The organism is Streptomyces sp. NPDC050287, from assembly GCF_044459385.1.
Classification (GTDB): domain Bacteria; phylum Actinomycetota; class Actinomycetes; order Streptomycetales; family Streptomycetaceae; genus Streptomyces.
The window spans coordinates 284882-305457 of record NZ_JBITIY010000007.1 but is presented as its reverse complement, the minus strand read 5'-3'; the positions used below and the strand labels follow the sequence as shown (position 1 = coordinate 305457).

The window sequence follows — 20576 nt, the reverse complement described above, 5'->3', positions numbered from 1 at the left end:
GTGAAGCACCTCACATCAGGGGGAGAAGAGGGTGACCAGGGGTTCGCCGTGGTCGGCGGCCGCCCACCGCTGGGTCGCGCGTTCGAGCTTGTCGGGGTTGACCTGGTTGCGGAAGGCGGCGATGCCCTCCGGGGTGATCTCCAGGCACATGACGCCGATGACCCGGCCGTCGACGACCGCCACCAGGGCGGGCTCCCCGTTGGCGGTCGTGGCGTAGACCTCGGCCGAGCCGCCGGCCAGGTCCCGCTTGGCCTTGCTGGGTTTGAACAGGCCCCGCATGAACTTGGCGACCGCGAGGGCACCCTCGAACGCCTTGGCGCGGGCCGGGACCTTCCCGCCGCCGTCGCCGATCGCGACGGCGTCCTGGGTGAGCAGCCGCACCAGCGGCTCGGTCCGGCCGGTGGCGGCGGCCGCGAGAAACTCGTCGATGACCCGCCGGGCGGCGGCCTCGTCGATCTCGGTACGGGCCTTGCCCTCCGCGACGTGCTTCTTGGCACGGTGGAAGATCTGCTGGCCGGCGGCCTCGCTGATGTCGAGGATCTCGGCGATCTCCCGGTGCGGGTAGCCGAACGCCTCCCGCAGCACGTACACCGCCCGCTCGTTCGGGGACAGGCGCTCCAGCAGGGCGAGGACCGCGTACGACACCGATTCGCGCTGTTCGGCGGTGTCGGCCGGACCGAGCATCGGATCCCCGTCGAGCAGCGGCTCGGGCAGCCACTGGCCCACATAGGTCTCACGCCGCGCGCGGGCCGAGGTGAGCTGGTTGAGGCACAGGTTGGTGAGCACCTTCGTCAGCCACGCCTCGGGGACCTCGATACGGTCGACCTCGGCGCCCTGCCAGCGCAGGAACGTCTCCTGTACGGCGTCCTCGGCCTCGCTCGCGGAGCCGAGGAGACGGTAGGCGATCGCCTCCAGACGGGGCCTGGCCGCCTCGAACCGGTCCACGTCGTTCATGGTCAGGGCCATGGGCCGGATCCTAACTCGCGTGGTGGGCGAAGGCTGCGGGGTTTCGGGGCTGTGCTCGGGGGCGCCGGCTCTCCGGCTCTCCGGCTCAGGCGAACGTACGGACGACTTCCTGGACCCGAGCCACGGTGTCGCCGTACGCCCCGAAGTGGGCCAGCACACTGAGGTGTTCGCGCAGGTGCAGCAGGGGCATGCGGTCCCGCCAGCCGTCGGCCAAGGGGGAGACCTCCTCGTAGGCGCGGAAGAAGCGGTCCGGCGGTGGGTCGCAGCCGTACGTCATGCTGAGGTCGGACTCGGCCCAGGTCCAGCACACCGCGGGGTCGATGAACACGGGCTCGCCGGCCCGGCCCGCGACGACGTTGCCGCGCCAGAGGTCACCGTGGTTGAGCACGCTCGGGGCCGCCGGGACGAGCTGCGGAAGGCGCTCGCAGATCCGCTCCAGGCCCGACAGGTCGGCCGGTTCGAGGGCGCCGCGCACCTTGGGCTCGCGCAGGTAACGGCGGATCCTGCGCTCGGCGAAGAACTCGTGTCCGTCGTCCGTCCAGCCGTTCTCCTGGGGAAGCAGGCCCAGCCATCCGTCGGCGTCCCAGCCGAACCGGTCACCGCGCACCGAGTGCAGTCGGGCGACGGCCCGGCCCGCCGACTCCCAGAACGCGTCGGACTCCTCGCACGCGTCGCACGCGTCCGTGTCGGGCCGTGGCAGCAGCGCCTCCATGAGGACGTGCTGCGCACTCACCTCGAACACCCGGGGAGTCCGGATGCCCGCCCGCTCCCGGAGCACCCTCAGGCCGGCCGCCTCCAGCGGGAACAGAGTGGCCGGCGCGCGGACGGAGCCCTTGAGGACGTACGCCGTCCCGTCGGCGAGGGTCAGCCGCCACACGTCGTTCACCGCGCCGCCGGAAAGCGGCTCGGCGTCGACCACGTCCGGGATGAGCGCGCTGGGCAGGCTCTTCCACTGTGCGTTCACGGGGTCGGCTCCGGCAGCTTCCGCCCGCTGCCCGCTGCCGCTTTCCGGCTGGCCGCGAGCAACACCCGCCCCCGCATTACCAGTTCAGGCTCGTGCTCGGCGAACCGCGTCCATGGCATGGGCCCACCGTACTGGTGCCCGAACGCGCGACCGGACGCCCTGAACTGTGCGGGAAAAGCCCTGGCGGGCCCTGGCGCCCTCGGACGACCATGAGCCGCATGGATGACCAACCAGCACGATGGACTCGGGCCACCGTCTACCCCGACATGTGGACCGACCCGGACGACGACCCCCGCAACAGCGAAGGTGCCGGCCCGGACGGAGAGCTTCCGACGCTGCGGGACTACCTGACCAGCTACCGCATGACCCTGCGGATGAAGTGCGAGGGCCTGGACGCGGAGCAACTGGCCCGTCGGTCGGTTCCGCCGTCGACGATGTCGCTGCTCGGTCTGGTTCGGCACCTCGCCGAGGTGGAACGGGACTGGCGCAACTGGATCACCGACGGTGATCCGCTGCCGAAGCTCTACGGCAAGCGCGACGCGGACTTCGACGGAGCCGTCGCCGAACAGGCCGAGGTCGACGCCGCGTACGCCGACCTGGAGCGCGAGCAGGCCGCGACCGACGCCGCGCTGGCCGAGCACCCGGATCTGGGCGAGCGTCTGGGGAAGGACGGGATCTCGGTCCGGGAACTGCTGGTGCACAGGATCGAGGAGTACGCCCGGCACTGCGGGCACGCCGACCTGTTGCGCGAGTGCGTGGACGGGAGGGTGGGCCAGTAACGACCCTTCCCTTACTGCCCTTACTGCCCTTACTGCCCCTACTGCCCTGAGCGGATCGCATCGTCGTCCACCGGCGGCACCGTGGCGCCGGTGTGACGGACGACACAGAGATCCGGAGCGGCGGGCGGACAGGCCTGGGTGTGGAACATTCCCTGCGAGCCCGCATACGGGCCGGTGACCCGGAGGCCTTCGCCGAGTTGTTCGGTGCGCATGCCCGGGCCGTGTACAGCCATGCCGCCCGGATCACCGGAAGCCAGGGTGCCGCGGAGGACGTGGTGTCCCTGACCTTTCTGGAGGCGTGGCGGCTGCGGGAGCGGCTGAGACCCGACGGTGCGCCCCCTGAACAGGGCGGCCAGGAGGGTGACGGGCTGCGGCCCTGGCTCTACGGCATCGCCACCAACGTCCTGCGCAACACCCGCCGCGCCGCCCGCAGGCACCGTGCCGCGCTGGCTCGGCTGCCCGGGCCGGCGGCGGATCGCGAGACCGTACCCGACTTCGCCGACGGGCTCGTCGGCCGTATGGAGGACGCCGAACGGTTGTCCGCCGCCCGGGCCGCGCTCGGCCGACTGCGTGGACCCGAGCGTGAGGTGTTCGCCCTGTGTGTCTGGTCGGGGATGAGTTACGCGGCTGCGGGCGAGGCGCTCGGTGTGCCGGCCAGCACCGTACGGTCGCGGCTTTCACGGGCCCGCGTACGGCTGCGACGGCTGGCACAGGAGGAGTTGTCCCGGCGGGGGGCGGGCTCCACTGGCTCCACCGGGTCCACGAGGTCCACGGGCTCCAAGGGGACGTCGGTATCCCCGAGTTCGCCGGATTGGGTGAGACGCCATCCCGATGACGGACAGGTACCGGACGCCGCACGGCCGACACAGGAGAAGCACCGATGAACCCCGAAGAGCGCGAAGAACTGGCTCGGCTGGTGCCCGGCCCGGGTGATCCGGTTCTGCCGAGTGACCGCTACGACCTGCTGAAGGACCATCTGATGCGCGAACTCACCCGGCCCGCGGCGCGACCGGCCGGCTTCCGCCGCCGGTTCGCCGTGATCGGCGTACCCCTTGCCGCCACCGTCGCCACCGCCGTGATCATCACCGGCCTCGGCATCGGTCGGCAGGAGACCCTCACCACCGACCCGAAGGCCGCCGATCTCCTCAACCGCATCGCCACGGTCGCCGCCGCACAGCGGGCCGTGCCGGTGCGCGACGACCAGTACGTCTACATCCGCACCCAGGGATCCATGAAGTTCTCGGAGGACGACGTCCGGATCCTTCGCGACGCGCGCTGGACCGCCGTCGACGGCAAGCGTCCGGGACTCAGCCGGATCACGGTGCTGGTGGGCCCGCCGTTCCGGGAGCGGGATCCGTTCGCCTCGTACTCCAAGGGCACCCATGACAGGCGGCTGAACGCCGACCCGAATGTCACCAGTTTCCGTGAGCTGGAGGCCCTGCCCACCGATCCCGACGCGCTGCTCGCGGAGATCTACGCCGGCTCGAAGGGCGAGGGGGACCAGACCCGGCAGAGCGCGGCGCTGGAGACGATCGGCGGCATGCTCGCCGACGCCACGCTGCTCCCGGAGTTGGATGCCGCGCTCTACCGCGCCGCGGCGAAGATCCCGGGCGTCTCGGTCGTCGACAACGCCAAGGACTTCGCCGGCCGTCCCGGCATCGGACTGACCTTCAAGAACGGCAACCGGGACAACCAGGCCGACAAGGACGGCGAGGTCGATGAGGACGAGGTGTGGGTCTTCGACAAGAAGACCCTCACCTACCTCGGTTCGGACAAGGAAGCTCTGCTCGACACCGGTATCGCCGACGCATTGGGCAAGCAGCCCGGCGACTGAACAGCGCCACGCTGACGCGTGCGCCCGCGCCGCCGGCCCCCCGCTACCGCCGGCGCAGCGCGCGGGCGCACCAGCCGATGACCGTGGCGTTGACCAGCGCCCCGAAAACGACGGCGACGACGAACATCGCGACACCGTCCGGCAGTGCCAGGAGCACCAGGCTGGCCGGGGCGGTGGCGAGCAGCGGGATGACACCCGCCATCGACTCGTCCGAGCTGTCGGCGAGGGTCACCACGAGCGCCCACCCGAGCAGGACAGCACAGACCGCGAGGTAGACGAGCGCGACGACGTCACCGAGGGCGCGGCGCAGACGCCGGGGAAAGGGTCGGCCGGATTCGGTACCGGTCACGGCTGGACTCCTCTGGCAGGTGATCGTGACGGTCAGAGATGCGTGCCGGGCGGGTTCGGCCGGGTGAGGCCGAGGTCGTAGGCGAGGATCGTCGCCTGGACGCGGTCGCGCAGCCCGAGCTTGCGCAGGAGCGCGTTCACATGGGACTTCACGGTGCCGACGGCGACGCCGAGTTCCTCGGCGATCTCCGCGTTGTTGAGCCCGGACGCGACCAGGGCGAGGACGTTGCGCTGGCTTCCGGTCAGGGTGCCCAGCTCGCGCGGACCGCTTCCGTCCCTGGATCCCGCGCCCGCGCCCGCGCCGGAGGCGTAGTGGCCGATGAGCCGGCGGGTGGCGGACGGGGCGAGCACGCTCTCGCCGGAGGCCACCACCCGGATGCCGTGCAGCAGTTCGTCGGCGTGCACGTCCTTGAGCAGGAAGCCGGAGGCTCCGGCGCGCAGCGCGTCGAAGACGTACGCGTCGAGGTCGAAGGTGGTCAGCACCAGGACCCGCGGCGCGTCCTCGCGCCCCGTGATGATCCGGGTGGCGGCGATGCCGTCCAGTTCGGGCATCCGTACGTCCATCACGACCACGTCGGGGGCCAGCTCCGCGGCGAGACGCACCGCTTGGGCCCCGTCGGCGGCCTCGCCGACGACCGTCATGTCCTCCTCGGCGTCGATCACGGCGGCGAATCCCGCCCGTACGATGCCCTGGTCGTCGACGACCAGCACCCTGAGGCTCATCGTTCCCTCTCCTCGTCCCTCGGCTCCGAAGCCGCGGCCGGCGCCAGTGGCAGCCGGAGGCCGACCGTGCCGGGCGGGCCGGTGGTCAGGGTGCCGCCGAGCGGGGCGATCCGTGCCGTCAGCCGCTCCCGTACGGCGGGACCGGCGGCGCGCGGCACTCCGGTGGCCGTGAGGGTCAACGTATCGTCGTCCGCGTCGAGTTCGAGTACGGCGGGCTCCTCGCCGCCGGCCGCGAGGACCGTTTCGGCGGCGTGGTAGGCGGCCAGGTCCACGGCCGTGGGCAGGTGCTCCGGTACCCGGCCGGTGAGCCGTATCTCCACGTCGCGGCCGGTGGCCCGGCACTGGTGGGCGAGCAGGTCCAGGGCCTGGACGGTGGGCTGCGGCCGGAGCCGGGGCCCCGGATCGTCCTGCCGGACCGTGTCGAGCAGGGCGCGCATCGCGGCCAGGGCCTCGCGGGCGCGTTCGGCGACGGCGTCGAGCCGGCCCGCCTCGGCCTCCGCGACCATGTCGGCGGTGCGGGACAGCACGGTGGTCTCCAGCCCGGCGGCGATCCGGCGGCGTTCGGCCCACGCGTCGCGGACCGCCTCCTCCGTCCAGACGGCCAGGCGTTCCTCCCGCGCGTCCCGGACGGCCAGGTCGCGCCGTCCGCGCCGGGCCCCGGCCCAGCGGGCCGCGCCGACCGCCAGGCCGGCCCCGGCCGTCGCCCCGGCGGCGACCGCCCAGCCGGGGACCGTCGTACCCCGGTCGAGTACGGCGACCGTCGCGGCGACCGCGTGCACGGCCACGGCGGCGACCGGGGCCACGACGGTACGGAGGGCCGGCCCCGTCGGTCGCCGGCCGCTCCCCCGCCGGGGATCACTTCCGTCAGCCGTCCTGGCCGCGTCCACGGCCAGCGCCGCGCACGTGGCGAGCGTGCTCAGTGCGGGCGGCAGGACGACCGGCCCGGTGTAGTCGCCCACGGCCATGGCCACCGGCCACAGCGGGGCCAGCCCCAGCAGGACCCCGTACGCGGTGCGCGGTGCCCGGCGCAGCCACAGCAGCGCGACGGCCTGGGCCGCGGCCAGCAGCGCGAAGAGCAGGCCCGCGGACACCCGTGATCCGCTCGGCGCGGTCTCCGGCCGGATGACCAGGACCGGGAGCAGCGGCTGCAGGACGAGACCGACGGCGGCCGTCACCTGCGCCAGGCGGTAGCCACGCGGGACGGACTGTTCCACGGGGGCGGCGGTCCGGCCGGGCAGGACCGCGCTCACCTCCCAACCGCCGTCCGCCGTCGGGCCGGTGGTCAACGTGCCGCCCGCTTCCCGGGCCCGGGACCGCAGGAAGCCCTGGCCGCGTCCGCCGCCGAGGCCCGCACCGTGCGCCGGCGCACCGGCAGGCGGGGCCGCGCTGGTGACCACGACGTCCGTGCGGGTGTCGCCGTACCGGCACAGCACCGTCGTATGCGCACCGGGGGCGTACCGGGCCACGTTGGTCAGCGCCTCGCGCACGATGCCGTACGCCGCGTCGGCGACGGCGCCGTCCGGCAGGGCGTCGATCTCGCAGTCCACCCGCTGGTCCAGGCGGCGGAATCCCGCGACCAGATCCAGCAACCGGTCCTCGGGCGACGGCAGTTCCTCGCGCGAGGGCGCGGGCGCCCGTACCGCGCCGAGGGCCCGGGTGACCTCCTGGCCCGTCTCGACCGCGAACTCCAGCGCCTGCCCCGCCAGTTCTGGACGCCGGTCTCGCAGTCCGAGGGCCGCGCCCACCGTGACCACCACGGCCGTCAGATGATGGGCGCTGACATCGTGCAACTCCCGCTCCATACGGCGCCGTTCGACCGCCGGGAGCCGGTGACGCTCGGTCTCCGCCCGCTTCAGCAGCTGCTCGGCCGCCCGTCGCGTCCGACGGGTCCGCCGTACGAGGAGACCGGCGCCGCACGCGACGGCGTACAGCACAGCGGTCAGGACCAGGTCGAGTCCGTCGCGGTCGCTCAGGCCGTGCAGGCTGATGCCCTGGAGGAGCTGCCAGGCGGCCAGGGCCACCACGCACAACACCGCGGTGAAGGTGTCCCGTTCGGCCGCCACGGTGAACAGGGCCAGCGCGACCCCCGCGGTCCCCAGTACCGCCATCGCCCCGACGGGCAACGGCCCGGCACCCAGCGCACATGCGGCGGCGACCACGGCGAGGGCGGTCACCGGGCGGGTACGGCGCAGCACGAGGGCGGCCGCCACCGGTCCGGCGACCAGGGCGGCCACGAGCAGCGCGGACGCGGCCGGTACGGCCCCGCGCACCAGCTCCGCCCCGGGCCAGACCACGGCCTGCGCGCAGATCAGCAGGAGCGGGAGCAGCCGGTCGTCGGTGTGGTTCCCGGCGAACGTCATGACGGATTTCGTCACGGAGTCGGTGATGGATCTTGTGGCTGTTCTCGCGGCTGTTCTCGTGGCTGTTCTCGTGGCTGTTCTCGTCGCGGATTTCATAACGGACCAAGGCTATGGCCGCAGGTGACCGGCCCGACTCCGGCTGAAGGGGGACGTTGTTCTCTTACCTGGGTTATAGGTCCCCCGCTCATGGGCCGCACCATCTCTGAGGCCGTGCCGGAAGCGACGGCCCGCGGGCACGAGCGAGGTGGACGTCCGCGAGCCTTCTCTACCTCCGGTTCGACGCGGTAATCGTCCCGCGGCCCGAGGACCTGCCGGGTGCCCGGTCATAGGCTCGACCACATCGAGAAAGCAGCCGAACGCCGCTTCCACCAGCAGTTGTTCAGCGCTTTCCGGATATCCACTCCATCACGATCCAGGGGGATCTCCCATGTCCAAGCACACCCTCACGGCCTCGCTCGTCGGCATTGTCGCCCTCGGCGGACTGACCGCCGGCGGAATCGCCATCGCGTCGGCCGCCACGGAACTCACCGTGGAGAACAGCTCGGTTCGCTATGCCGCCCCGTCGGGCGGCACGGCCGGCTCGCTCACCTTCACCGCGGACGTGAGTGACGACTCCGGCGTCCGTGGACTCAAGGTCATCGCGTGGCCGGCGAGTTCGAAGCTCGAGCCGACCGAGGCGGAGCTGCGGCAGGTGGAGAGCGCCTCGTGCCGGAGCACCTCCGACGAGACGTCCCGCTGCACCTACACGGTGAAGGTCACGAAGGAGGAGGTGGCCAAGGGTCCCAAGGGCGCCTGGTACGTCTCCGTGCTGGCGACGGCCAAGGACGGGGACACGAAGGTCGTGTCCCGCGCGGCCACCTTCGACGTCAAGCGCTGAACAGCCACCATCCCGAGGGCCGCCTGAACTCAGGCGGCCCCCTCCGGCTGGCAGTGCGGGCACCACAGCGTGGTGCGGCTGGACAGGCGGGCGTGGCGCAGGGGGCTGTGGCAGCGGGGGCAGGTGGGGGTGGGATCGTCGCGGTGGCCGGTGAGCCAGCTGGGGCGCGGGGGGACGCGGCCGGCGGTGACCGCGGAGCGCAGAGTGCGGCGCATGTGGGTGTACAGGCGGTGGCGTTCGCGCTCGGACAGGTCGTTCGCGTGGCAGGCGGGGTTCAGACGGGCGCGCCACAGGATCTCGTCGGCGAGCAGATTGCCGAGGCCGGCCAGGACGGACTGGTCGGTGAGGACTGCCTTGACACGGCCTCGGTGGGCCGAGAGCGCTGCCTCGAACTCCTCGCGGTCCACCGTCAGCGCGTCGGGGCCCTGCCGGTCCAGCAGCCGTGCGACGGCCGCGTCGTCCGCCGCCAGCCACAGACCGCGCAGCTTGCGCTGGTCGCGGTAGCGGAGCTGGCGGTCGTCGCCCACGGCGAACAGGACGCGGTCGTGGGGGTCGAGTTCGTCGTCGGGGCGACCGCAGACCAGTCGACCGGTCATGCCGAAGTGCAACAGGACCGTCGGGCCCGCGACACCTTCGTCGGTGGGGCCGGCGTCGGTCGGAACACCGTCGCTCGGGGCATCCCCGGTGCGGGCGTCCTCCGTGCGGGCGTCCTCCGTGCGGGCGTCCTCCGTGCGGGCGTCCTCCGTGCGGGCGTCCCCGGTGGGGGCGAGCAGCCACTTCCCGAGCCGCTCAGGTCTGCCGAACCGCCGGCCCTCCAGCGCCGCGCGCAGCCGCCGGGCGCTCACGCCGTGCAGGACGCCGCTGTCGCGTACGTCCACGCGTCGGATGACCTCGCCCTGCGCACAGGACGCGAACACCTTCCGGAATCCCTCGACGTCCGGCAGCTCAGGCATGGTGCTCCTCCTCCGTCCTCCGCTGTCTCCCTCTGCCCTCCTGTGTCTCCCGCTGTCCCCCTCTGTCTCCTTCTTGCTCCCTCTTTTCCTCCCGCAGCCACTCAAGGACATGGTCGCTCCCCGCGCGCCCGGGCGCAGCTCCCCCGCTGCCGCGCCCGCCGCCCGCCGCCCGCCGCCCGCCGCATCACTGCGCCCGGACCGCCTCGGCGGGAGGCATCCGCAGGGCCTGCCGAGTCGGCAGCTCGATGGTGAGGAACGCCGTGACGGTGACCGTGAGGGCGAGGGCCGGGAGGAGCCACGGCGGGCCGGCGGGCCAGGGGTGGCCGAGGAAGCCCTGGCCGAGGAGGGCGAGGGGCAGGGCGGACAGGAGGAGGGCGGTGACGAGGGCGGTGCCGGCGGTGACCGCGGCCTCGCGGCGCATCATCGCGCGGACCTGTCGCGGTGTGGTGCCGTTGAGGCGCAGGGCGGCCAGCTCGATCCTGCGCTGGGCGGTGGCGGCGACGAGCTTGTTGGCGATGCTCAGCAGCAGGTAGACGAGCAGTACGACGACGGTGGCCAGGTTGATCCACACCTCGGGCGGGGCGTCCTTCAGGCCTTCGGTGGATGCGGGCTTCGCCTCTTCGAGGGCCAGGCCGGGACGGGACGCGGCGAGGGCGGCCAGCGCCCGGTCGGCCGCCGCCGTGCCGTCCGTACGGATCAGGATGCTCTGGTCGAGCCCCGTGGTGGTGTGGCCGGCCGCCAGGTCGTGGGAGAGGACCACCGTGCCGAAGCCGAGGCCGCGGTCGTACACGGCGACCACGGTGGCGTCGACGCGGGCGCCGTCGCCGAGGACGAGCGCGATGTGACGGCCCACTCCCGCGGCGCGCGTGCGGGCGACGTCGCTGCTCACGGCGACGGTGGCGCCGGTGAGGCCCTTCAGGCCGCCGTCCCGTACGTCGAGGTCGAGGACGCCCCGCGCGTCCGGCGTGAGGATCATCGCGGAGTCGGCCTCCGACACGGGGTCGCCGAACTGCTCGTAGGTCCACACGACCGTGGTGCTGCCGACGGGAGCCGCCGACCGTACGCCCGGCGTGTTCCGTACGGCGGTCAGGGTGCCGTCGGGCAGTCCGCCGAGGGCGGGTGCGCTCAGACGCTGCTGGGCGAGGGTGCCGGTGCGGGTGTCCTGGGTGGTGGCGGCCAGCACGGTGGTCTGGGTGAGGGTGTACGTCAGGACGAACACGACCGCCATGGCCAGGGTGCTGACGATGCCCGCGTTGCGCAGGGCGTAGGCGCGGACGTTGGACATCGCCAGCCAGGTCGGCGCGGAGGATCCGGAGCGGGTGCGCCGGGACGCGGCGGCGCCGATGGCCCGGACGAGGGCGGGACCGACGAGGGCCAGGCCGATCGCGCCGACGATGCCGGCCATGGAGGTGGCGGTGGCGCCGAGGACGGTACGGGAGAAGAGCGGGACGACCGACATGGTGGTCGCCGCGACGATGACCAGTACCCCGGACCGGGTACGGGCCTTCGACGGGTTGCGGGGTTCGCTGCGCGACTCGGCGACCGCCTCCGTCGCCGGCATGCGCGAGGTCCGCCAGGCCGCGCCCCGCGCCGCGAGCTGCACGGCCGCGGCGGTGAGGAGGAGTGTCGCGGCGGCGGGCAAGGGGCTGATGGTGAGGGGGAGTTCGGGCGGCACGACACCCCGGTCCGCCAGCATCCGGCGGAACTGTCCGGCCAGCAGATAGCCCACGCCCACGCCGGGCACGAGTGCCACGGCCGCGATGACGGAGGCCTGCGTCGCGGCGAGCCGCCGTATCTGGCGGGGCGTCGCGCCGACCGCCCGCATCAGCGCCAGGTCGCGGCGCTGCCCGCCGATCGACACGGCCAGCGCGCTCGCCATGACGAAGCCGGTGATCAGCAGGATCACCCCGGCCAGGGAGCCGGCGAGCAGGATCAGGAGGGAGCGGCTCGCGCCGGCGCCGGGCGAGACGAGGTCGCCGCGATCGGCACCGGTGACCGTCTCCAGTCCGGTGCCCTTCAGCTTCGTACGGACCTCGGCGGCGACCTTCTCGCCGGCGCCGGGCGCGGTGCGCAGGCCGATCAGGTCGACGGTTCCGGCGCGTGCGCCGCTTCCCGCACCGCTCTCGCGGCCGGACAGTCGTACGGCCGTCTCGTCGGCGAACAGCACACCGGCGTCCGGCGCGTCGACCAGCGCCGAGACGCGGTACCCGGCGGCGGGCCGGCCGGCCGCGACGACCTGGACCCGCTCGCCCACCGTCACCCCCGCCGCGGCGGCGGTGGCACTGTCCACGGCGATCTCGCCCGGACCGGTGGGTGCACCGCCCTCGACCTTCGGGTCCTTCAGCAGGCGGGCCGAGGACCATCCGTGCCCGGCGGACGCGGGGTCGGCGGCCGTTACCACCCGGCCCCGGGCGTCGACGAGGGCGGCGGGGAAGCCGATGTCGCCGACCGTGGCCTCGACGCCCGGCAGCGCGGACAGCTCGGTGACCAGACGGGCCGGGACGGTACGGCGCTCCGGGAGCGCGATCGGCAGGTCGCCGCTGGGGTGGAACTCCTGGTCGGCGGCGACCACGACGTCCGCGCCGGCGAGCCGGCCGGCCGGCAGATGGGAACGCAGGCCGGACTCGGCCAGGACACCGGTACCGGTGATCAGGGCGGCACCGCCGAGGACCGCGCAGGCCACGGCGATCAGCGCGGTGATCCGGTGCCCGGCCATACGTATCGCCAGATGCAGCATGATCGGTTACCTCTTTCCCAGTGCGACGAGACGGTCGGCCAGTTGGGGCGCCGTCGGGGTGTCCAGGGCATCGACCACCCGCCCGTCGGCCATCACCAGCACCCGGTGCGCCCGGGCCGCGGCGGCCGGGTCGTGGGTGACCATCACCACCGTCTGGTGCAGGTCGGCCACGAGGTCCCGCAGCAGGTCCAGGACCTCGTGGGCGCTGCGCAGGTCCAGCGCGCCGGTCGGCTCGTCGGCGAACACGACGGCCGGTCTGGCCACCAGGGCCCGTACGACGGCGGCCCGTTGCTGCTGTCCGCCGGAGAGTTCGGCGGGGCGGTGGGTGAGCCGGTCGGCGAGACCGACCCGCTGGACGAGCGTGCGCAGCCAGTCGTGGTCCGGGGCGCGGCCGGCCAGGCGCAGCGGCAGCGTGATGTTGTCCTCGATGCTGAGGGAAGGGATCAGGTTGTAGGCCTGGAACACGAACCCGACCCGTTCCCGGCGCAGTTCGGTACGGCGGGTCTCGTTCAGGCCGCTGATCTCCTGGCCGTCGATCAGGATGCTCCCGGACGTCGGGGAGTCCAGTCCGGCGGCACAGTGCATCAGCGTGCTCTTGCCGGAGCCCGACGGGCCCATCACGGCGAGGAACGTGCCGCGTTCCACGGTCAGCGACACATCGTCGAGGGCGCGTACGCCGGCCGCGTACTCCTTGCTCACCCGGCTCAGGGTGATCGCGGCGGTCATCGACGGCCCCGCAGAGCGCGCACCGCGAGGGTTCCGCCGCACAGCACGGTGACCATGCCGCAGACCAGGTGCACCCAGGTGTCGGCGCCGGAGTAGGAGGCCGCCATGTTGGCGACCGCGCTGATCACGACCACGGACCAGAGCAGGGTGCGGGCGACTTCTCCCCGGGTGAGGCGGTCGGGGGCGGCGGGCGTGTACGTGCTGGAGCCGGTGCTCCCGCTCGTCCCCGTCCTCGTGTTCATGTCCGTGTGGGCCATGGGGTTTCTCCGGTGGTCGGTGCCGTTCTCGCTGTCGTCACCGACGCTATGGATCAGCACCCCCTCGGGCCGATCCCGCAGCCCGCCCGGTTCGAGGTACAGCAGGCTGTACTTCCCGGCCCCGGAGCCCACCGTGAACCGCCGTTCGGCATAAGGTCGTTCGCGACCGAGGGAGGGTGGGATGACAACTCACCAGGACACGACCGCCGCCGAGGGCGTGAGCCCCAAGGACGTCGTCGTACGCGCCCTGAGCGCCGCGGGTACCGCGATCGGACAGCTCGCCTCCGGACTCAGTACGGCCCTGCTCGCGCTGCTGGTGCTGCTGTGGGCAGCCGTCGCCGCCGTGACGAGCCTGGTCGGGGTGGGGCTGCTCGTGGCGCCCGTCGTGCTGCGCGCGCTGCACTCCCTGGCCGGGAAGGAACGTACCCGGCTGGCCCGCTGGGGCCCGGAGGTCGTCGCCCCGGAACCTCCGCCGACCCGGCTGCGGCTCGCCCTCGTCGACCCCACCATCCGACGGGAACTGCGCTGGCTGGTCCGGCACGCGACCCTCGGGCTGCTGCTGGCGCTGCTCGGTGTCCTGCTGCCGATCTTCGCCGTCCGCGACACCGCCTTCCCGCTGTACTGGCGGTTCGCCCCCACGGACGCGACCGCCACGTCCATCGGCTTCGGTACCGCGCACTCCTGGCCCGACGCCCTCGCCGTGTCCCTCCTGGGTCTGAGCTGGATCATCATCATCTTCGGGCTCGCCCCCGGTATGGCCCGCCTCCAGAGCCGGCCCGGACAGCAGCTTCTCGCGGCCGGTCCGGACGTCGATCTCTCCCTGCGGGTCGCGGAGCTGACGGCCACCCGGGCCGCCGCGCTGGACGCCCACGCGGTCGAACTGCGCCGCATCGAGCGGTCGTTGCACGACGGCACGCAGAATCGCATCGTCAGTGTCACCGTCCTGCTCGGCGCGGCCCGCCGCATGGTCGCCCGCGACCCGGCCGGCGCCGACGAACTCCTCGAACGCGCCCAGTCCGCCGCCGAACAGGCCCTCGCCGAGCTGCGTACGGTCTCCCGGAGCATCCTGCCGCCGGTCCTGGACGACCGGGGGCTGGCCGGCGCGCTCTCGGGGCTGGCGGCCGAGAGCGCGGTGCCCTGCACGATCGACGTCGACGTACCCGAACGCTGCGCCGCCGCCGTGGAGGCGACCGCCTACTTCGTCGTCGCCGAGGCGCTGACCAACATCGCCAAGCACAGCGGGGCCCACAACGCCACCGTCACCGCCCTCAGCCGCGGCGGCCGACTGCGGCTGCGCGTCGAGGACGACGGCCGGGGCGGCGCCGACGAGGACGGCGGCTCCGGTCTCACCGGCATCCGGCGCCGGATCGCGGCGCTCGACGGTAGCCTCACCCTGGCCAGCCCGCCCGGCGGCCCGACAACCCTCGAAGTGGATCTCCCCTGTGGATCGTGACCTGCGAACGGACGGTGACCGGCGGATGGACCGCGCCCCGAGCACGGACGGTGACCGGCAGCTGGACCGCGCCCCGAAGACGGACGGTGACCTGCGGATCGTCATAGCCGAGGACGACCCCTTGCTGCGCGAGGGCCTCGCCCTGCTGCTGCGTGCCGAGGGCCTCGACGTGGTGGCCACCGCCGGTACCGCCGACGGGGTGCTGGACGCCATCGACGCGCACGAACCGGACGTCGCCATCCTCGACGTACGGATGCCGCCGACCCACACCGACGAGGGGATCGTCGCGGCGGTCGAGGCGCGGCGCCGACGGCCCGGCCTCGCCGTCCTCGTCCTGTCCGCCTACGTCGAGCAGAGCTTCGCCACCGAGCTGCTCGGCGGCGGCGTGAGCGGCCTCGGCTATCTGCTCAAGGAACGCGTCGGACGGGTCGAGGAGTTCCTGGACGCCCTGCACCGGGTGGCGGACGGCGGCACCGCCATCGACCCCGAGGTCGTGGCCCAGCTGTTCACCCGCTCCCGCCAGGACCCCCGCCTGGAACGGCTCAGCCCCCGCGAACGGGACGTACTCGCCCTGATGGCCGAGGGATTGGGCAACTCGGCCATCGCCGAACGGCTCGTCGTCACCGAGGGCGCCGTCCACAAGCACATCCGCAGCATCTTCGCCAAGCTCGACCTGTCCCCCGCGGACCAGGTGGACCGGCGGGTGGCCGCGGTCCTGCGGTACCTGGAGGACGTACGCCGCCTGGCGTGAGCCGCGACGACGACGCGCGTGGTACAGCAGGCTGTACGCCGGACCGGCCAGCTGGCCTCATAGTGGGCCGGGCTGCTTCCTCCTACGTTGGTGATCACACCGAGAACGCACTGCGGTCCACCAACTCTCCGGGAGAAAAGCCCATGATGACGTTCCGTCAGCTCGCCTCCGCCGCCGCGCTGGCCGCCCTCGGCCTCGGCCTCATGACGCCCGCCGCGAGCGCCGCGGAACCGAAGCGGACCACGCTCCAGGCGGGTGTGGACGCCATCCAGAAGACCGGCCCCGTCGGTGTCCTCGCGCAGTCGTCGGGCCCGCGCGGCAAGCGGTACGCGAGTGCCGGAGTGGCCGACCGGACCACCGGGGAAGCGGTGAACGCCCGCGACCGGTTCCGGATCGCCAGCACCACCAAGGCGTTCGTCGCCACGGTGATGCTGCAACTGGTCGGCGAGGGACGGGTGTCGCTGGACGACACCGTCGAGAAGTGGCTGCCGGGAGTGGTGTCCGGCAACGGCAACGACGGCGCCAGGATCACCGTACGGCAGCTGCTGAACCACACCAGCGGGCTGTACAACTACACCGGGGACTTCCCCGAGATCGCCAGTGTGGACGGGTTCCAGGCCGACCGGTACACCACCTGGACCGATGAGCAGCTGGTCGGCATCGCGACGCGGCACGCGCCGGACTTCGCACCCGGCACCAAGTGGTCGTACTCCAACACCAACTACATCCTGGCCGGAATGATCATCGAGAAGGCCTCGGGCAGGAGCTGGCAGCAGGAAGTGACCCGGCGCGTCATCCGTCCGCTGGGACTGCGCGACACCCTCGCCCCCGACACGTACTCCCACATCCCCGGCCCGCACCTGCGCGGCTACTCCAGTTTCGGCGAATCCCGCCCGGCGATCGACATCACCGACCTCAACCCGACGGCCGCGGGCGCGGCCGGCGCCATGATCAGCACCACCGGCGACCTGAGCCGCTTCTTCTCGGCGCTGCTGGGCGGCCGGCTGCTGCGCCCGGCTCAGCTGGCCGAGATGAAGACGACCGTACGGGCCGCCGAACTGGACCCCGTCTGGCCCGGCGCCCGCTACGGCCTGGGCCTGATGGAGATCCCGCTGTCCTGCGGCGGCGTCTACTACAGCCACGCCGGAGACCTGCCCGGCTACTCCACCCGGGACGGCGTCAGCCCCGACGGCCGCCGCGTGGTCGTCGTCGAGTCGACCGGCGACGGGGCATCCGACCTCTCCACGGAGCAGGCGGAGAGCGACCTGATCCAGGGCGAACTGTGCGCCCCGGGGAGGAAGTAGGGCGTCGTCCCGCCAAGGCAGGACGCCCGCGCGACACAGCCGGCCCCGCGGCGGCACCGGAGCATCGGTGCCGCCGCGGGGCCGGTTGCGTTTGTTCCTGTCCGTCGGCCACGGCTGTGGCAAAGGCGAGGGAGCACGAGGAAGGAGTCGACGCCCGCCTCAGCCTTTGACGGCGGAGCTGGCCACGCCCTGGACGAACCAGCGTTGGAAGAAGGCGAAGACGATCAGGACGGGCAGGACGAGGAGGACGCCGAAGGCGAGGATCTGGCCCCAGTCCGGTGGCTGTTGGTCCTGGAAGACGCTCATTTCCAGGGGGAGGGGGCGGACGGAGGGGTCGGAGACCATCAGGACCGGCCAGAGGAAGGAGCCCCACTGGGTGAGGAAGGTGAGGATCGCGACGGACGCGAACACCGGCTTCGACATCGGCACGATGATCGCGAAGAAGGTGCGCCAGGGGCCCGCGCCGTCCAGGCGGGCCGCTTCCTCGATGCTCGGTGGGACGGAGCGGAAGAACGTGTGGAACTGGTAGATCGAGAAGGCGTTGGCGACGAAGGGGATCGCCTGGACGTAGATGGTGTTGCGCTGGTCGTTGAACATGTAGAACAGCGGCACGGCCACCGACTCGAACGGGACCAGCATCAGCAGCAGGACGAGGGTGAAGACGGCTTCCCGGCCGCGCCACTTCAGCCGTGACATGCCGTAGGCGGCCATCGAGTTGACGAAGAGGCCGCCGGTCACGACCACGAACGCGACCAGCAGTGAGATGCCCATGAAGCGCCAGAAGTGCCCGGTGCTGTCGGAGTCGAGGGCGTCGAGGACGTGGGCGTAGTTGTCGAAGGACAGGTGGGTGGGCAGGAACCCGGTCAGACCGTTCAGTACTTCGTCGGAGGGCTTGAGGCTGCCGAGGAGGAGGTACAGGACGGGCAGGACGAAGAGGAAGGCCAGCACGCTGAGGACGGTGTAGTCGACGACGTGGCGCAGGCGGCGCTGTGGCGCGCGGGTGGCGGTCGTGGTCGTGGCCATGGTGGGGGTCAGTCCTCGTTGTCGGGCCGGACGACGCGGCGCTGGATGAGGGTCAGGGCGACGACGATCAGGAAGAAGACGACGGTGATCGCGGACGCCTGGCCGATGTTGTTCTGGTCGAAGGCGGTGGTGACGGCCTGGTACATGACGGTGCGGGTGGCGTCCTCGTCGAGTCCGCCGCCGTGGATGAGGACGTAGACCTGGTCGAAGACGCGGAAGGACAGCACCGAGGTGAGCATGGCGACGAAGACCAGGGTGCCGCGGATGCCGGGCAGGGTGACGTGCCGGAACTGCTGCCACGCGGTGGCGCGGTCGAGTTCGGCGGCCTCGTAGAGCTCACCGGGGATCTGCTGGAGGCCGGCCAGCAGGATGACCATCTGGAAGCCGACGCCCTGCCAGACGGACAGCACGATCACGGAGGCCATGGCGGTGGCGGTGTCGCCGAGCCAGTCGAAGGCGCCCCAGTTGCCGAAGCTGACCGCGTGCAGTGCGGAGTTGAGCAGGCCCTGGTCGCTGCGGGCGAGGATGAGCCGCCAGATGACGGCGACCAGGGTCATCGGGAAGACGACCGGCATGAAGAACAGCGACCGGAACAGGCCGATGGCTTTGAGCTTGCGGTTGAGGAGGATCGCCAGCGCCAGCGCGAGACCGGTCTGGAGGGGGACGACGACTACGGCGAAGGTCAGGTTGTTCAGCAGGGCGCGCAGGAACGGACCCGACAGGTCCGGGTCGGTGAACAGCCGCCGGTACTGCTCCAGGCCGAAGAACGACGGGGCCAGGGGCGAGCCGAGGCGCACGTTGTAGAAGGAGAGGACGACGGCGTAGCCGAACGGGACGCCGACGAAGGCGAGGAGCCCGGCGACGGCGGGGGTGGACATGAGCAGTCCGTGCAGCCAGTCGCGGTTCCTGGGGCCGGAACGCACCGGCCGGGAGGGCTGTGCGGAGGTCACGGGCGGGGCTTCGTCACTGCCGGAGGGCACGGCGGGCGCGGGTTCCACGGTCTTCACGAGGGGTCCTGTTCCCGGTCGGGGCGGGCGCGTCGAAGCATGCGGCTGCGCGTCGACGCGGGCCCGTCCCTGGCCGAAGGTTCCTACGGGATCTTGTAGCCGGCGTTGTCGGAGAAGTCCTGGTCGATGGCGCGGGAGGCCTTGGCCAGGGCGTTCTTCGGGTCGGCGCCGCCGTAGACCGAGTTCAGGGCGTCGCTGAACTTGGCGGTGACTGTGGGGTATCCGGCGGTGATGGGGCGGGTCACGGCGACGCAGGACTTGGTGATGTCGCTGTCGCCGCAGGGCTTGGCCAACTGGTCGGCGAACAGCTGGAGCGGGCCGCCCTGCTTGTAGAGGGGGCTCTTGGCGAGGGCGCTCCTGGTGGCGGGCGGGGCACCGTTGGCCGTCGTCATCGCGGTGACGTTGGTGTCGTCGAGGAGGTAGTCGAGGAAGGCGCCGGCGGCCTTGCCGTTCTTGGAGCCGGCGCCTATGCCCCAGGCCCACGATCCCTGCCCGGTCTTGGGGCCGTTGCCGAAGTCGGGCAGCGGCAGGACGACGAGGTCGTCGCCGAGGGCCTTGCTGTAGGCGGGGTACATCCAGTGGCCGACCCAGCTCAGCGCGACGCGGCTCTTGGCGAAGGCGTTGCCGTCGGTGTTGGGGTCCGTGTAGGACTTCCAGGACTGGAAGGTCTTCATGGCCGAGACCACGGCCGGGGTGTCGAGGGCGCCTGCCGCCTTGCCGTTCTCGAGCAGGGAGCCACCGGCCGACCAGACGATCGGGGCGAAGCCGTAGGTGCCCCACTCGTTGGCGTAGCCGCTGTTCTCCTGCAGGTCGAGGACCTTGCCGTCGGAGTCCTTGGGCTTGAGCGCCTTGAGCGCGGCCGTGAACTGCGTGGCCGTCCAGTCGTCGGACAGGCCCGTCGGGTACTTCACCCCGGCCGCGTCCAGCAGCTTCTTGTTGCCGTAGACGCCGAGCCCGGAGTCGTACATGCCCAGGCCGTAGTGCTTGCCGTCCAACTCGCCCTGCGCCTTGCCGGCCGGCGTGGCGTTGTCCATGGTCTTGGCGGAGACGTAGGAGTCGATCGGGGCGAGCTTCTTGTTGTAGACGAAGTTCGCCATGGTCGGGCCGTCGAACTCCATCACGTCCGGCAGCTTGGAGGCGTCGGTGGCGGTGATGGTCTTGGTGTAGTCGTTGCCGGGGATCAGCTTCAACTCGACCTTGATCTTGCTCTGGGAGGAGTTGAAGGACTTCACCGCTTGCTGCAGGGCACCGTCCTCGCTGGCCTGCCCCTGGTGGGCCCAGACGCTGATGGTGCCCTTGCCGCTGCCGGCCGCCGCGGACGCGTCGCCGCCGCCGCTGCCGCCGCCGCAGCCGGCCAGCGCCGCCAGGGGCAGGGTGAGCGCGAGGCCCGTACAGGCCGTCCGGCGGTGCCTTCTGCTGGTGGAGCTCATGGTTGTGCCTCCGTACGGTGCGAGGATTTCGAGATGCGCTGGTGCTGTGCGGCGTGGGGCCTGGGATTTGGGGGCCTGGGATTT

19 protein-coding genes are annotated in these 20576 nt (G+C 72.2%); 7 read left to right on the top strand and 12 right to left on the bottom strand.

What is annotated here, in order from left to right; genetic code table 11:
- Positions 1 to 15 precede the first annotated feature (15 nt).
- Positions 16 to 966 (bottom strand): RNA polymerase sigma-70 factor, encoded by a 951-nt coding sequence (locus ACIBK3_RS26575; protein ID WP_399369431.1) that lies wholly within the window; start codon positions 964 to 966, stop codon positions 16 to 18.
- Between the two features lie 85 nt (positions 967 to 1051).
- A complete protein-coding gene (locus ACIBK3_RS26570; RefSeq protein WP_399369429.1) occupies positions 1052 to 1930 on the bottom strand; it encodes a fructosamine kinase family protein in 879 nt (292 codons plus the stop codon).
- Between the two features lie 209 nt (positions 1931 to 2139).
- Here ACIBK3_RS26570 and ACIBK3_RS26565 point away from each other — a divergent pair, with 209 nt between their 5' ends.
- From ACIBK3_RS26565 to ACIBK3_RS26555, 3 genes are all read left to right on the top strand, one after another.
- On the top strand, positions 2140 to 2709 hold the full coding sequence (locus ACIBK3_RS26565; RefSeq protein ID WP_399369427.1) for a DinB family protein: 570 nt from the start codon (positions 2140 to 2142) through the stop codon (positions 2707 to 2709).
- 140 nt (positions 2710 to 2849) lie between these two features.
- Positions 2850 to 3593, top strand: a complete 744-nt coding sequence (locus ACIBK3_RS26560; protein ID WP_399369425.1) for an RNA polymerase sigma factor — start codon at positions 2850 to 2852, stop codon at positions 3591 to 3593.
- A complete protein-coding gene (locus ACIBK3_RS26555; protein WP_399369423.1) occupies positions 3590 to 4543 on the top strand; it encodes a CU044_5270 family protein in 954 nt (317 codons plus the stop codon). The genes ACIBK3_RS26560 and ACIBK3_RS26555 overlap by 4 nt, the downstream gene beginning before the upstream one ends.
- A 43-nt stretch (positions 4544 to 4586) precedes the next feature.
- Here ACIBK3_RS26555 and ACIBK3_RS26550 read toward each other — a convergent pair whose 3' ends face one another.
- Genes ACIBK3_RS26550 through ACIBK3_RS26540 form a run of 3 tightly spaced genes read right to left on the bottom strand, consistent with a single transcriptional unit; the run spans position 4587 to position 7974 of the window.
- Positions 4587 to 4892, bottom strand: a complete 306-nt coding sequence (locus ACIBK3_RS26550; protein ID WP_399369421.1) for an SCO4225 family membrane protein — start codon at positions 4890 to 4892, stop codon at positions 4587 to 4589.
- Positions 4893 to 4924: 32 nt separating this feature from the next.
- The gene (locus ACIBK3_RS26545; RefSeq protein WP_399369419.1) at positions 4925 to 5614 is read right to left on the bottom strand and encodes a response regulator; all 690 of its coding nucleotides are present in this window, start codon (positions 5612 to 5614) and stop codon (positions 4925 to 4927) included.
- Positions 5611 to 7974: a histidine kinase gene (locus ACIBK3_RS26540; RefSeq protein WP_399369999.1), complete on the bottom strand. Its 2364-nt coding sequence runs from the start codon at positions 7972 to 7974 to the stop codon at positions 5611 to 5613. The genes ACIBK3_RS26545 and ACIBK3_RS26540 overlap by 4 nt, the downstream gene beginning before the upstream one ends.
- Positions 7975 to 8401: 427 nt before the next feature.
- Here ACIBK3_RS26540 and ACIBK3_RS26535 point away from each other — a divergent pair, with 427 nt between their 5' ends.
- Positions 8402 to 8851 (top strand): DUF5707 domain-containing protein, encoded by a 450-nt coding sequence (locus tag ACIBK3_RS26535; RefSeq protein ID WP_399369417.1) that lies wholly within the window; start codon positions 8402 to 8404, stop codon positions 8849 to 8851.
- A 29-nt stretch (positions 8852 to 8880) separates the two neighbouring features.
- Here the strand turns inward: ACIBK3_RS26535 and ACIBK3_RS26530 are convergent, their stop codons facing one another.
- The 4 genes from ACIBK3_RS26530 to ACIBK3_RS26515 all read right to left on the bottom strand — a co-directional run bounded on the left by ACIBK3_RS26530 (position 8881) and on the right by ACIBK3_RS26515 (position 13524).
- Positions 8881 to 9804, bottom strand: a complete 924-nt coding sequence (locus ACIBK3_RS26530) for an Fpg/Nei family DNA glycosylase (RefSeq protein ID WP_399369416.1) — start codon at positions 9802 to 9804, stop codon at positions 8881 to 8883.
- A 184-nt stretch (positions 9805 to 9988) separates the two neighbouring features.
- Positions 9989 to 12541 (bottom strand): FtsX-like permease family protein, encoded by a 2553-nt coding sequence (locus tag ACIBK3_RS26525; protein WP_399369414.1) that lies wholly within the window; start codon positions 12539 to 12541, stop codon positions 9989 to 9991.
- A gap of 6 nt (positions 12542 to 12547) precedes the next feature.
- The gene (locus tag ACIBK3_RS26520; protein ID WP_399369413.1) at positions 12548 to 13267 is read right to left on the bottom strand and encodes an ABC transporter ATP-binding protein; all 720 of its coding nucleotides are present in this window, start codon (positions 13265 to 13267) and stop codon (positions 12548 to 12550) included.
- A complete protein-coding gene (locus ACIBK3_RS26515) occupies positions 13264 to 13524 on the bottom strand; it encodes a hypothetical protein (protein WP_399369411.1) in 261 nt (86 codons plus the stop codon). Before ACIBK3_RS26515 ends, ACIBK3_RS26520 begins: the two co-directional genes overlap by 4 nt.
- A gap of 181 nt (positions 13525 to 13705) precedes the next feature.
- On the opposite strand from ACIBK3_RS26515, the gene ACIBK3_RS26510 reads away from it, so the two are divergent.
- From ACIBK3_RS26510 to ACIBK3_RS26500, 3 genes are all read left to right on the top strand, one after another.
- On the top strand, positions 13706 to 14977 hold the full coding sequence (locus tag ACIBK3_RS26510; RefSeq protein ID WP_399369409.1) for a sensor histidine kinase: 1272 nt from the start codon (positions 13706 to 13708) through the stop codon (positions 14975 to 14977).
- A 91-nt stretch (positions 14978 to 15068) separates the two neighbouring features.
- A complete protein-coding gene (locus ACIBK3_RS26505; protein WP_399369997.1) occupies positions 15069 to 15728 on the top strand; it encodes a response regulator transcription factor in 660 nt (219 codons plus the stop codon).
- 143 nt (positions 15729 to 15871) lie between these two features.
- Positions 15872 to 17032: a serine hydrolase domain-containing protein gene (locus ACIBK3_RS26500; RefSeq protein WP_399369407.1), complete on the top strand. Its 1161-nt coding sequence runs from the start codon at positions 15872 to 15874 to the stop codon at positions 17030 to 17032.
- Between the two features lie 159 nt (positions 17033 to 17191).
- Here ACIBK3_RS26500 and ACIBK3_RS26495 read toward each other — a convergent pair whose 3' ends face one another.
- From ACIBK3_RS26495 to ACIBK3_RS26485, 3 genes are all read right to left on the bottom strand, one after another.
- Positions 17192 to 18055, bottom strand: coding sequence for a carbohydrate ABC transporter permease (locus ACIBK3_RS26495; RefSeq protein WP_399369405.1), 864 nt, complete (start codon positions 18053 to 18055; stop codon positions 17192 to 17194).
- 8 nt (positions 18056 to 18063) lie between these two features.
- A complete protein-coding gene (locus tag ACIBK3_RS26490) occupies positions 18064 to 19062 on the bottom strand; it encodes a carbohydrate ABC transporter permease (protein ID WP_399369403.1) in 999 nt (332 codons plus the stop codon).
- Positions 19063 to 19145: 83 nt separating this feature from the next.
- Positions 19146 to 20492 carry an ABC transporter substrate-binding protein gene (locus ACIBK3_RS26485; RefSeq protein ID WP_399369401.1) on the bottom strand — a complete coding sequence of 449 codons (1347 nt, stop codon included), beginning with the start codon at positions 20490 to 20492 and terminating at the stop codon, positions 19146 to 19148.
- Between the last annotated feature and the right edge of the window lie 84 nt (positions 20493 to 20576).

Coding starts and splice junctions, on each gene's coding strand:
- ACIBK3_RS26545 (WP_399369419.1), bottom strand. CDS start 5,614: ATGAGCCTCAGGGTGCTGGTCGTCGACGACCAGGGCATCGTACGGGCG.
- ACIBK3_RS26565 (WP_399369427.1), top strand. CDS start 2,140: ATGAGCCGCATGGATGACCAACCAGCACGATGGACTCGGGCCACCGTC.
- ACIBK3_RS26525 (WP_399369414.1), bottom strand. CDS start 12,541: ATGCTGCATCTGGCGATACGTATGGCCGGGCACCGGATCACCGCGCTG.
- ACIBK3_RS26500 (WP_399369407.1), top strand. CDS start 15,872: ATGATGACGTTCCGTCAGCTCGCCTCCGCCGCCGCGCTGGCCGCCCTC.
- ACIBK3_RS26535 (WP_399369417.1), top strand. CDS start 8,402: ATGTCCAAGCACACCCTCACGGCCTCGCTCGTCGGCATTGTCGCCCTC.
- ACIBK3_RS26520 (WP_399369413.1), bottom strand. CDS start 13,267: ATGACCGCCGCGATCACCCTGAGCCGGGTGAGCAAGGAGTACGCGGCC.
- ACIBK3_RS26530 (WP_399369416.1), bottom strand. CDS start 9,804: ATGCCTGAGCTGCCGGACGTCGAGGGATTCCGGAAGGTGTTCGCGTCC.
- ACIBK3_RS26575 (WP_399369431.1), bottom strand. CDS start 966: ATGGCCCTGACCATGAACGACGTGGACCGGTTCGAGGCGGCCAGGCCC.
- ACIBK3_RS26515 (WP_399369411.1), bottom strand. CDS start 13,524: ATGGCCCACACGGACATGAACACGAGGACGGGGACGAGCGGGAGCACC.
- ACIBK3_RS26510 (WP_399369409.1), top strand. CDS start 13,706: ATGACAACTCACCAGGACACGACCGCCGCCGAGGGCGTGAGCCCCAAG.
- ACIBK3_RS26540 (WP_399369999.1), bottom strand. CDS start 7,974: ATGACGTTCGCCGGGAACCACACCGACGACCGGCTGCTCCCGCTCCTG.
- ACIBK3_RS26555 (WP_399369423.1), top strand. CDS start 3,590: ATGAACCCCGAAGAGCGCGAAGAACTGGCTCGGCTGGTGCCCGGCCCG.
- ACIBK3_RS26485 (WP_399369401.1), bottom strand. CDS start 20,492: ATGAGCTCCACCAGCAGAAGGCACCGCCGGACGGCCTGTACGGGCCTC.
- ACIBK3_RS26495 (WP_399369405.1), bottom strand. CDS start 18,055: ATGGCCACGACCACGACCGCCACCCGCGCGCCACAGCGCCGCCTGCGC.